Raw genomic sequence first — 11,661 nt, forward strand, 5'->3', positions numbered from 1 at the left:
ATATTTTGGAGAATGACATGAATAAAATTAAATTAGCAGTCACTTGTATATCATTAATAATATTGCCTTTATTAGGACAAGCCGCTGAGAATAAAACACCCAGATCTTACATTTTGTCAACCGCATCAACCGGCGGAACTTTCTATCCAGTAGGTGTTGCAGTAGCGACTTTAGCAAAAATAAAACTAGCCCCGCAAGAAAAACTATCTCTATCTGCTATTACCTCTGCAGGCTCTGGTGATAACTTAAATTTAATGCGTAAAAACGAAGCACAATTTGGCATATTACAAGGTTTATATGGTGCGTGGGCGTGGAATGGTATTGGCCCCTTTGAAAAACAAGGCGCAAATAAAGAATTTCGTTCGGTGAGCATGTTATGGAAAAATGTTGAGCACTTCACGGTTAAAAAAGATGCCGTTAAAGGCAACAACCTAACTGATATGAATGCACTTTATAATGAGTCGTTTTCGATTGGTAAAAGAAACTCAGGAACCGAAGGTTCAGGCAAGTATATTCTTAGCGCCGTAGGCATTAATACGGATAAACTAAACAATGTTCATATGGGATACGGAGCTAGTGCTGGCGCCATGCAAGATGGTCGTATCAAAGGCATGAACACTCCTGCTGGTGTTCCTGTTAGTGCGGTTACACGTGCTTTTTCTAGTGAAGGTGATAATTTGAAAGTATTGAATATTTCAGATGAATCATTGACAAAAATTAACAAAGATTTCCCATTATGGGTTCGTCAAATAATTCCAGCAGAAACTTACCCTAATCAAAAAGAACCAATTAATACTATTGCTCAACCTAACTTTTTAGCCGTAAAAGCTGATTTGCCCGAGCAAGATGTTTACTTAGTCACCAAAGCTATTTATGAAAACTTACCGTTCTTACATAGTATACATTCGGCAACAAAAGTAATGAGTATTGAGAGTGCAATTAGCGGTTTAACCGTACCACTTCATCCTGGAGCAGTTCGTTATTATCGTGAAGTAGGTGTTGAAATTCCGGCACATTTAATCATTGAATAGATAATTTATACCCATTCTACATTAGGGGTTTAGTGTTTTGTAGAATGGGTTTTAAGTGATATAAAAATGCAATGAACACTTCGTCGAAAACGCCAGTAACCTAAATTATCTCATTCAATAGAGCGATAATTATCTTAAAAAAACATCAATTAAAAATATCAATAGTTGGATAAATTATGAATATTAAAAATATAAAAATCCCCATGATATATTGGCTAGCAGTTTTATCAAGCCTCATACATGTCGGCTTAAATTACTTCGCTATTATTCCTGAAAATTGGGCTGCAGCCACTCATTTTGCGTTATTTGGTTGTCTTGGCTCTCTTATACACTTTAAAAAATTATGGCAACAAATAGCTGTTTCAGTTGGTATTATTGCTAGCTCAACATATCTTATATTTGCCGAAGACAGTCTCTATGAAAGAGGACAAACCTTTATTGGTACAGATTTCTTTTTCAGTGCTTTAGCTATTATCTTGGCTTTAGTCTTAATGTTTAAAGCTATTGGTTGGTTCATTCCAACTTTAATTGTTGTTTTTCTAACGTATATAACCGTTTGGGGCCAATACGTAACGGGTGTGTTTAATTTTCCTGGTCTGTCATGGGAAACTATGCTTTTTCGCAGCTATTTTAGTACTGATGGTATGTTCGGTACTATTGCTCAGCTGTCTTGGACCTTCGTTTTTATGTTCGTTTTGTTTGGTGCTTTTTTACAAGTATCAGGTGCGGGCGATTACTTATTAAAAGTTGCAGGTAAACTTGCATCACGATTCAGAGGCGGTTCAGGCTTAGTGTCGGTTTTAGCCTCTGGATTAATGGGCTCAGTTTCAGGTTCTGCCATTGCTAATACAGCGGCGACTGGTGTTATTACTATTCCATCAATGAAAAAGGCAGGCTATTCAGCTGAGTTCGCGGGTGGCGTTGAAGCGGCAGCATCGACTGGCGGGCAACTTATGCCTCCAGTAATGGGCGCAGGTGCTTTTATTATGGCTTCGTATACTCAATTACCTTATTTAACTATTGTTACTGCAGCCTTACTTCCTGCCTTACTTTATTATATTACAGTAGGTTTTTTTGTTCGAGCGTACGCGATTAAACGGGGTATTGATATCCCGAACAAGTTAGCTACTGACTCATCAGAATGTGATGATAATGTTAAAAACGGCTGGAGACACTTAGTTTCTATTGGTATATTGGTCACGTGCTTAATCATTGGTTTTACTCCACTATATGCTGTAGGCATGGCAATAGTTTCTATTATCCTTTTATCTTGGATATCAGAAAAACCCATGAAACTAAAAGAAATTAGTGATGCCCTTGCTGAAGGCTCCAAAGGCATGGTGGTTACTGCAATCCTATTAATTACAATCGGATTAATGGTAAATGCTATTACTACGACAGGCTTAGGAAGTACTTTTTCATTAATGGCAATTGAGTGGGCAGATGGTAGTTTACTGATACTCATCGTATTAATTGCCGTTGCTTCACTTATCTTAGGTGCAGGATTACCTGTAACTGCTTCTTATATTATAGTGGCAACATTATTAGCCCCTGTGCTTAGTGACCTGATTTCATTACAAGTAACAACAGAAGTTATTAATAATGGTTCGTTATCGGTCTCTAAGGATATGATCGCAACTTTATTACCTGCTTTTGCCGATGGCAGTATGCCATTGTCAGATGCTTTATTAGCAGCACCAAGTGAAATTCGTACTATGTTATATGACATGGTGTTATCACCAGAGATTTTAGCGAGTTCTTTATTAGCGGCTCATTTAGTTATATTTTGGTTATCACAAGACAGTAATGTTACTCCACCAGTATGCTTAGTTGCTTACACTGCAGCGGGTATTGCTAAAGGCGATCATACTAAAACAGCCTTTTGTGCTTGGAAGCTTGCTAAAGGGCTATATATTGTACCTATACTAATGGCGTACACTGGATTAGTGATGGGTGATGCTGAAGAACGTATTCTCATTTTTGTATTTTCTGCTATAGGTCTATTTTGTATTATCGCAGCCTGGGAAGGAGTTGTAATGGACGTTATTAATCGAACTAACAGGTTGGTGCTAGGGGTTGTCGGTACTTTATTACTCTGGCCGTTTGACGGAGTTTTACTAAAAATAGTGTTATCTGTAATATTTTTAGCTTATTTACTTTTTTCATTCATTCAATTTAATAAAAAACCTACCTGTGCCCAACTTGTTTAAACAAAAGTACATACCACTTTTATTTGGGCTAACTTTTGTTAGCCTAGTGATTGTGGTGCTTTTAATTTGGATTAAAGATAGTCAAAACGCATCTTTATTTCGATTGTCTCTCATTGAAAAAACGCTCACTAGTACTTTAGAAAAGTATCAATATCTGCCTAAAATATTATCGCATGATACTCGTTTAAGATTAGCGGTTGAAGATAATGATTATGGCTCTCAACTCAATGAATTATTAAAATCTATGCAGATTTCTGCTGGTGTCGACATTCTTTATTTAATGAATAATAAAGGTATTGTTATTGCCACCAGTAATTATGATCAACCCACCAGCTTTATGAACAATCAGTATGAGTTTAGACCTTACTTTGAACAAAGTATGCGCGAAGGCAGTGGCTTGTATTATGGTGTTGGCATTACGAGTAAAATCCCTGGTTATTTTATTTCTTCTCGAATCGAAGGCTTTAATTCAGGATTTGGCGTTATTGTTGCTAAAGTTGAGCCTAATAATATTGAGCGTTCTTGGCAACAATTGACAGGTGATGTGTTAGTGGTTGATGACAATGATGTTGTTATTATGTCGGCACAAAAATCATGGAAATATAATAGCCTTACTGCACTTTCAGCTAACCAACTAGAGAGCATTAATAAGCATCAACAATTTGCAGGTCAAACTCCTAAATTAATCGTTAATAACTCTTTTTACCTTAATTGGGCCTCATTAACGCTTTGGGAAATTGATGATCAGCACTTCCTAATGGAGTCTACTCAATTAGGGAAAAAAGAAAATACGTTATTAAAAAATTGGCGACTTTACTACGCACTACCTTTGAACACTATTATTGAAAAGACCATTTTTAGCAGTTTAATCATAGCGTTCTTATTGTATGGTCTTTATGTTTTTATTAAGCATCTCCGGTTTATTGAATACACACGTAATTTGAAAGAAAAAACAGATCAAAAGCATCGTGCTGAAATGCAGCTGATCATTGATCAAACGAAAGTTGGAATTTTAACACTTGATCAAAAAGGTAATATTCTCAGTAATAATGCCACGTTCCAAGCCTTGTGTAATTATGATGATAGTGATGAAATTAAAGGAAAAAACATAAATAAATTTGTTGGATTACCGAAAAGGTTTGAAGAAGCTATAAACATCAAAGAAACATTTACTGAAGCTTCGTTAACGGACAAAAGTGGTAGCTCGGCATTGCCAATCATGTACATTATTAGTCCTATCAACATTAACGATAGTCTGTATTTAATGACTATTGTGAATATTACTAAACGTAAAAAAGTAGAGGAAGCATTAAGTTTTGCTAACTCTCGTTTAGAAAAGCTCGTTCAAGAAAGAACCTTAGCGCTTAATGCGGCCCAAAAAGAACTCATGCGCCAAGAAAAAATGGTCGTTCTAGGCCGAATGGCTGCGGCGATAGTACATGAATTAAGCCAGCCTTTAGTTGCCTTTAAAAGTGCATTAGCAAGTATTGCTATTAAACAACAAAGAAGTGATTGGGAAGGGGTAAACACCTCGTTGAATAACCTACTCCCACTTTGTCATAATATGCAGGATATACTTATTCAATTAAAATCATTTGCTTATCAAGGTGGTAGCTCAACTAAAGCAGAAAGTGTTGATCTTAATAAATTAATTACACGCTTATTAAGTACTTACCTTGAAAATAATGCTGCGACTATTGATATCACACTCGATGTGCAAACACCGCTAGTGAGTATGAATTCGACTAAACTCGAAATGGCCATTGGTAACTTAGTTAGGAATGCATTAGATGCTGTTGAAAAATCAGAGCAACCTAAAGTCTTTGTTTCAACCCAAGTGATTGATCAACATGCCTTTGTGATTGTTGAAGACAATGGTGGCTTAATGGATGAAAGTGTCGTTGAACATATCTTCGAACCTTTCTTCACAACAAAATCTATTGGTAAAGGGCTTGGTTTAGGCTTAGCGATTACGAATAATATTATTAAAGAATATGATGGGAATATTGAGGTGAAATGTTTGGAGAACTCTACACGTTTTACCATTTCATTGCCTTTATCCTGAAATAATAAGTGCTTTAAATATAAGATCTAACGGTTTAATTAAGGTTAAAATAAATTACACAAGTTCATATAAATCGCTTTATTTCAATTTAAGCACTTATTGATAAAATATACACTGTACTGAAGGACAACATGACCGATATTGATGATCTAACTGCTGAAACTTGTGAGGTCGTCATCGTTGACGACAATAAAGACTTACTGACGAATGTTTCTGACTATTTATCCCTTCATTTTACAAAAGTTCATTCATTTCTAGATCCCGCCGAAGCCATTAAGTTTATTTATAAAGATTTTCCAGGCATTGTGGTTAGTGACATCAAAATGCCTGAAATTACCGGAGTTGAACTGCTTAATCAGGTACTTAGCTGTGATAAAAATATTCCTGTTATATTAATGACTGCGCACGGTGATATATCTCAAGCAGTTCAAGCGGTACAAGAAGGTTGTTATGATTTCATTGAAAAACCTTTTGAGCCTGAGCGACTCTTAGAAAGCATTAATAGAGCCATTGAGAAACGGGTATTAACTTATAACCAAGCCCGTCTGCGCAATGCTTTAAAAAATAAAGATGCCATAGAAACTCGCTTAATGGGCGTTTCACCTAAAATGGCTAAGTTACGCCGAGATATATTGTCCGTTGCCAATTTAGATGTACCTGTACTGATCCACGGTGAAACAGGTGCAGGTAAAGAGGTCGTTGCTAACTGTTTACATGATTTTAGTGACCGTAAAAAAGCCGAATTCGTAGCTTTAAATTGTGCTGCAATCCCCAAAGACTTATTTGAATCAGAGTTGTTTGGCCATGTAAAAGGTGCATTTAGTGGTGCAGATACTACCCGGATGGGAAAATTTGAATTTGCGAATAAAGGAACCGTATTTTTTGATGAAGTAGAGTCTATTCCTTTAAGTGCCCAAGTAAAAATATTACGTGCATTATCCGAAAATAAAGTTGAAGCTTTAGGCTCTAACGTTGCTAAAGATATCGATATTCGTATTATTTCAGCGACCAAAGAAGATCTAAAAGATAATCCAAACTTTAGACAAGATTTATATTTTCGCATGCAAGTTGCGGAGTTATATATCCCACCGCTACGCGAAAGAAAAGAAGATATATTATTGTTGTTCGAACACTTTTCGAGTCAGTTTATGAATCAAAATAACATTGAATGGTCAGGTGCGGGAGTTAACCTTCAACGTCAGTTACTAGAGTATGACTGGCCGGGTAACATTCGTGAATTGATCAATGTTGCTACTCGTTGTGTTATAAAAAATTGTCATGATCTTAATGAACTGTTGAATCCAAACGAGCAAGACAAGCAAGATAAACTCGTACAGTCGTCTTTGAAAGATCTGGTTAATGATTTTGAAGCCAATATGCTTATTAATTCTCTTCAGCGTCACAAGGGCAGTGTTCAAGCGGTTCTTGAAGAGCTTAATATGGAACGACGCACTTTTAACTTAAAGCTAATTAAATATAATATAGATAGCCAGCTTTATAAAAAATAGCGTTCGATTGATCTAGGTGTGAATAACCGTTACTGAGTATTAGCAGTGGTTTTATCGGACAAATAAAAAGAGCATATTAGTTAAACTAATATGCTCTTTTTTTATGCTTTAAATTACTTTATGTAAATTTATTCGCCGTCTAAGAAACTTTTAAGTTGCTCAGAACGAGAAGGGTGACGCAATTTACGTAATGCTTTAGCTTCAATTTGACGAATACGTTCACGTGTTACGTCAAACTGTTTACCGACTTCTTCCAAGGTATGATCTGTGTTCATATCGATACCAAAACGCATTCTTAACACTTTAGCTTCACGTGCTGTTAAGCCCGCTAATACTTCGTGTGTTGCATCTTTTAAGTTTTCAGACGTTGCTGAGTCAACTGGCAATTCACCGCTACCATCTTCAATAAAATCACCTAAGTGAGAATCTTCATCATCACCAATAGGGGTTTCCATTGAAATTGGCTCTTTGGCGATTTTTAACACTTTACGAATTTTATCTTCCGGCATAATCATGCGTTCAGCTAATTCTTCAGGTGTTGGCTCGCGACCCATTTCTTGTAGCATTTGACGTGAAATACGATTAAGTTTGTTAATCGTTTCAATCATATGTACTGGAATACGAATAGTACGCGCCTGATCGGCAATTGAACGTGTAATTGCTTGACGTATCCACCATGTTGCATAAGTTGAGAACTTATAACCACGACGGTATTCAAACTTATCAACCGCTTTCATCAAACCAATGTTACCTTCTTGAATTAAATCCAAGAATTGTAAACCACGGTTTGTGTATTTTTTAGCAATTGAGATAACCAAACGTAAGTTAGCTTCTACCATTTCTTTTTTCGCACGACGAGCTTTCGCTTCACCGATTGACATACGACGGTTAATGTCTTTTATGCCATGTACGTTAAGATAAGTTTCTTCTTCTAACATGTTTAGTTTGTATATGCAGCGTTCAACATCAAGTTCAATGTCAGCCATTCTCTTCGAGTGAGGAAGATCAGCAGCTTTTTGCTCTTCAAACCAACTTTTCGAGGTTTCGTTACCTGGAAAAATTTTGATGAAAGTAGTTTTTGGCATACCAGCACCAACCACACAGTGTTTCATGATTAAGCGTTCTTGAACACGTAAACGGTCCATCACACTGCGCATGTTTTTCACTAAGCGATCAAATACTTTTGGTACGATTCTAAATTCTTTAAAGACTTCAGCTAAAGCGTCAATTGCCGCTTGTGCACTAGCATGACCACGGCCTTTAGTCTTGATGACTTTATTGGCATGTTCGTATGCTTCACGCAAAGCAGTGAATTTTTCACGCGCTTCTTCAGGACAAGGACCGGTATCTTCTTCTTCCTCGTCTTCGTCATCATCAGATTTATCTTCTTCTGCTAACTCTTCTTTAGAAAGCTCAGAACCGATATGCGTTGCTGCAGCAGGAATTTCTTCATCTTCAGCGTCAGGGTCTAAAAAGCCAACGATAATATCGCTCAAGCGAACTTCTTCAGCTTCAAAATTATCCCATTGCTCAAGCAAGTAGTTTATTGCTGGCGGGTATTCTGAAACGCTGCGCTGTACTTCTTTGATGCCTTCTTCGATACGCTTGGCGATTACAATTTCGCCTTTACGTGTCAATAGCTCAACTGTACCCATTTCACGCATATACATACGAACGGGATCAGTAGTACGACCGATTTCACTTTCAACGGTAGCAAGTGCTTGCGCCGCAGCTTCAGCTGCATCTTCATCAGTATTGGCTTCACTCATCATTAACGTGTCGTTATCCGGTGCGTTTTCAAACACCTGAATACCCATGTCGTTAATCATTCGAATGATGTCTTCAACTTGATCTGAATCGATAATATCCTGAGGGAGATGATCGTTAACTTCGGCAAAAGTTAAATAACCTTGCTCTTTACCTTTGGTTATTAACTCTTTAAGTCTAGATTGTGGGGCTTGATCCATTGACGAGTGTCCACCTATTTATGGCTATCAAAATTACAACAGTAAGCCGGAAATTATAGCGAAATGTTTACTAAATTACCAGACGTAACTGTTTTTTGTTGTTAATTTAATGCTGAAATATATTCAGCACGTTATATTATTTTTGCTCACTTAGTAGACTATGTAATTCGCCTATTTCAGCTTTGGTTAATCCCTCAGTGCGTTGCTTTTCCATTAATTCATTCGAGCGATTTTCTAAAAACTTATTAAGAAACTTTTCAATAATATCAAGAAAAGTATCTTCAGCATGACCTGTTTCAATGTGATGCTCGATACACATTATTTTAGTTAACTGCTTTCCGGCTTCTTGATCTCTAAAATATTCAATAAGCTGTGCACTGTTAACTTTCGGGTTTTGCTTACATAACCTAAGTAACTCGTTAAGTAATGGAATGCCCGGTAAATTTAAATCTGCCAATATATTTGGATCAGGCAGCTTTTCTACTATATGGGGATGCTCGAGTAATAATGCAATAGCGAGTCTCACTGGAGTTATTTTTGGTCGCTTCGGTTTGACTTTATTTTCAGTCGTATTCGCAAAGTTTTTATGCAGTTTTTTTAACTGTAGCTCGTTACTTGCGCCAAATTGATTTGCTAGCTTAGTGACTATAGCGTCTTTAAGATTACTTTCTGGTAGTTTAGCTAAATAAGGTTGAAATGCGCCTACAGCAGCGCCTTTTCCTTCTGGTGAACTCATATCAATTTGCGTTAATAAGTGCTCAAATAAAAATCGAGATAAAGGAATGGCATTGTCTAAGATACTTTCAAAAGCGTCTTGGCCTTGCTCCCTGATCATTGAATCGGGATCTTGCCCATCAGGTAAAAAAACAAATTTAAGACTATAGCCATCTTGAATCATTGGCAGGGCGTTATCCATAGCTCGCCATGCAGCATCACGACCGGCTCGGTCACCATCGTAACAACAGATAACTTCTTTTACGGTGCGAAATAATGTTTGTAATTGCTCAGGTGTGGTGGCTGTACCAAGCGAAGCTACTGCGTAGTCAACACCATGTTGTGCAAGGGCAACCACATCCATATAGCCTTCAACGACGACTAAGCGGGTTAATTGCTTAACGGCTTGTTTAGCTTCAAATAAGCCATATAACTCTTGGCCTTTATGATAAATACGTGTTTCAGGCGAGTTAAGATATTTAGGCGTGCCGTCACTTAATACTCTTCCACCAAAACCAATAACACGACCACGTTTATCGCGAATAGGGAATTGAATACGGCCTCTAAATCGGTCGTAAGGTCTATTTTTATCACCTTGTATTGCCATGCCTAAATCAACAAGTTGTTGATTTATTTGGCCGCTGCGACCAAATGTTTTCATCATGCCGTCCCAGGCATCGCTGATATAGCCGATACCAAAACGTTTTACTATTTCGCCACTTAAACCTCGACCTTTTAAATAATTAATGGCGACATCTTTATCGGTGGCAACTTTTAACTGTTGTTGATAAAAACGGCTTATTTGTGCCATTAATTCATAGTCGTCTTGCTTTTGTATATAAGCTTTTTGATCTTGTTTTTGCTGAGCTGGAGAGCGATTATTTTGTTCGCGAGGCACTTCCATATTGTAATGGGAAGCCAGTTCTTCAACAGCATCTGGAAACTCTAAACGGTCAAATTCCATTAAAAACGAGATAGCATTACCGTGTTCGCCACAACCAAAGCAGTGATAAAATTGCTTGTCTTGACTAACACTAAAAGAGGGGGATTTTTCGGTATGAAAAGGGCAGCAAGCTTGGTAATTTTTACCTGCTTTTTTTAAAGGTACGCGAGAATCTATTAATTCGACTATATCGGCACGTGCCAATAGGTCATCAATAAATTGTCGAGGGATCATACCAGCCATAAATACCATTACTTCTATTTAAAATACTATTTTTACACAATTAATATTGGGAGAATAGTAACTTTATGTATGCTAGTTAAAATAAAACCGCGAGGCCAAAGCTGTCGCGGTTTATATTCAGAATGAACAGTGAAGTTCAAAATGGAAGATTAACTAACTGTTTAAAACTTTTCGAATTTGACCGCTAACAGCGCCCATATCCGCTTTGCCTTGCATTTGCGGTTTTAACACCGCCATTACTTTACCCATATCAGCCATTGAGGCTGCACCGGTATCGGCAATCGCTTTTGTAATCAGTTGGTTAATTTCATCTGCAGATAATGGTTGAGGTAGAAAATCTTCTAATGCGACGATTTCAGCAGCTTCTTTAGCTGCTAATTCTTCGCGACCACCTTCAGTAAACATTTTGATAGACTCTTTGCGTTGTTTAACCATTTTAGTTAACAAAACAATGATATTGTCGTCGGTTGCTTCTGTATTGTGATCGATTTCTGCCTGCTTTATCGCAGATAGTGCCATACGAATTACGCCAAGACGAAGTTTGTCTTTGGCACGCATGGCATTTTTCATTTCATCTTTAAGTTGGCTAAGTAGACTCATAGTTAGTATACGCTTAAGTTAACTCAGTTGGCTTAGGATTTACTAAGGTATTCTTAGTACATGCGAACGCGACGAGCGTTCTCACGAGAAACTTTTTTAGCTGCACGTTTTACTGCTGCTGCTTTTTTACGCTTACGTTCCCAAGTTGGCTTTTCGTAAGATTCGCGACGGCGAACTTCTGAAAGGATACCTGCTTTTTCACATGAACGTTTGAAACGACGTAGTGCAACGTCAAATGGTTCGTTTTCTCTTACTTTAATTACTGGCATGTACTGTTTTACCTTAGTTAGAATCTATATTAAATCGGTGTCTGATTTCAGCCACATGGCCTCATCTTCACCCACTCTATTAAAAATTGGTGACGTATTCTAATGCGAAGC

The 11,661-nt window shown here is 37.4% G+C and carries 8 protein-coding genes; 4 read left to right on the forward strand and 4 right to left on the reverse strand.

Going from position 1 to position 11,661, the window contains the following annotated elements; genetic code table 11:
- Positions 1-17 precede the first annotated feature (17 nt).
- From H4J50_RS01775 to H4J50_RS01790, 4 genes are all read left to right on the forward strand, one after another.
- Complete coding sequence (locus H4J50_RS01775; protein ID WP_108457132.1) at positions 18-1,031, forward strand: TAXI family TRAP transporter solute-binding subunit; 1,014 nt, start codon at positions 18-20, stop codon at positions 1,029-1,031.
- Positions 1,032-1,207: 176 nt separating this feature from the next.
- Positions 1,208-3,241, forward strand: a complete 2,034-nt coding sequence (locus tag H4J50_RS01780) for a TRAP transporter fused permease subunit (protein ID WP_182254072.1) — start codon at positions 1,208-1,210, stop codon at positions 3,239-3,241.
- Between the two features lie 55 nt (positions 3,242-3,296).
- Positions 3,297-5,306 carry an ATP-binding protein gene (locus H4J50_RS19810; RefSeq protein WP_182254074.1) on the forward strand — a complete coding sequence of 670 codons (2,010 nt, stop codon included), beginning with the start codon at positions 3,297-3,299 and terminating at the stop codon, positions 5,304-5,306.
- 131 nt (positions 5,307-5,437) lie between these two features.
- On the forward strand, positions 5,438-6,814 hold the full coding sequence (locus tag H4J50_RS01790; RefSeq protein WP_085301371.1) for a sigma-54 dependent transcriptional regulator: 1,377 nt from the start codon (positions 5,438-5,440) through the stop codon (positions 6,812-6,814).
- A 128-nt stretch (positions 6,815-6,942) separates the two neighbouring features.
- Here H4J50_RS01790 and rpoD read toward each other — a convergent pair whose 3' ends face one another.
- The 4 genes from rpoD to rpsU form a co-directional block, all read right to left on the reverse strand.
- The gene (gene rpoD / locus H4J50_RS01795; protein ID WP_108457128.1) at positions 6,943-8,781 is read right to left on the reverse strand and encodes an RNA polymerase sigma factor RpoD; all 1,839 of its coding nucleotides are present in this window, start codon (positions 8,779-8,781) and stop codon (positions 6,943-6,945) included.
- A gap of 136 nt (positions 8,782-8,917) precedes the next feature.
- On the reverse strand, positions 8,918-10,681 hold the full coding sequence (dnaG, locus tag H4J50_RS01800) for a DNA primase (protein ID WP_108457127.1): 1,764 nt from the start codon (positions 10,679-10,681) through the stop codon (positions 8,918-8,920).
- A 153-nt stretch (positions 10,682-10,834) separates the two neighbouring features.
- Positions 10,835-11,281, reverse strand: a complete 447-nt coding sequence (locus tag H4J50_RS01805) for a GatB/YqeY domain-containing protein (protein WP_108457126.1) — start codon at positions 11,279-11,281, stop codon at positions 10,835-10,837.
- Between the two features lie 53 nt (positions 11,282-11,334).
- Positions 11,335-11,550, reverse strand: a complete 216-nt coding sequence (gene rpsU, locus H4J50_RS01810) for a 30S ribosomal protein S21 (RefSeq protein ID WP_011045067.1) — start codon at positions 11,548-11,550, stop codon at positions 11,335-11,337.
- Positions 11,551-11,661: the final 111 nt, after the last annotated feature.

Origin of the sequence: Colwellia sp. 6M3, assembly GCF_014077595.1 — a bacterium.
Classification (GTDB): domain Bacteria; phylum Pseudomonadota; class Gammaproteobacteria; order Enterobacterales; family Alteromonadaceae; genus Cognaticolwellia.

Excerpts from the sequence above, each read along its gene's own strand:
- H4J50_RS01775 (WP_108457132.1), top strand. The coding sequence starts at position 18 with ATGAATAAAATTAAATTAGCAGTCACTTGTATATCATTAATAATATTG.
- H4J50_RS01780 (WP_182254072.1), top strand. The coding sequence starts at position 1,208 with ATGAATATTAAAAATATAAAAATCCCCATGATATATTGGCTAGCAGTT.
- H4J50_RS01790 (WP_085301371.1), top strand. The coding sequence starts at position 5,438 with ATGACCGATATTGATGATCTAACTGCTGAAACTTGTGAGGTCGTCATC.
- rpoD (WP_108457128.1), bottom strand. The coding sequence starts at position 8,781 with ATGGATCAAGCCCCACAATCTAGACTTAAAGAGTTAATAACCAAAGGT.
- dnaG (WP_108457127.1), bottom strand. The coding sequence starts at position 10,681 with ATGGCTGGTATGATCCCTCGACAATTTATTGATGACCTATTGGCACGT.
- H4J50_RS01805 (WP_108457126.1), bottom strand. The coding sequence starts at position 11,281 with ATGAGTCTACTTAGCCAACTTAAAGATGAAATGAAAAATGCCATGCGT.
- rpsU (WP_011045067.1), bottom strand. The coding sequence starts at position 11,550 with ATGCCAGTAATTAAAGTAAGAGAAAACGAACCATTTGACGTTGCACTA.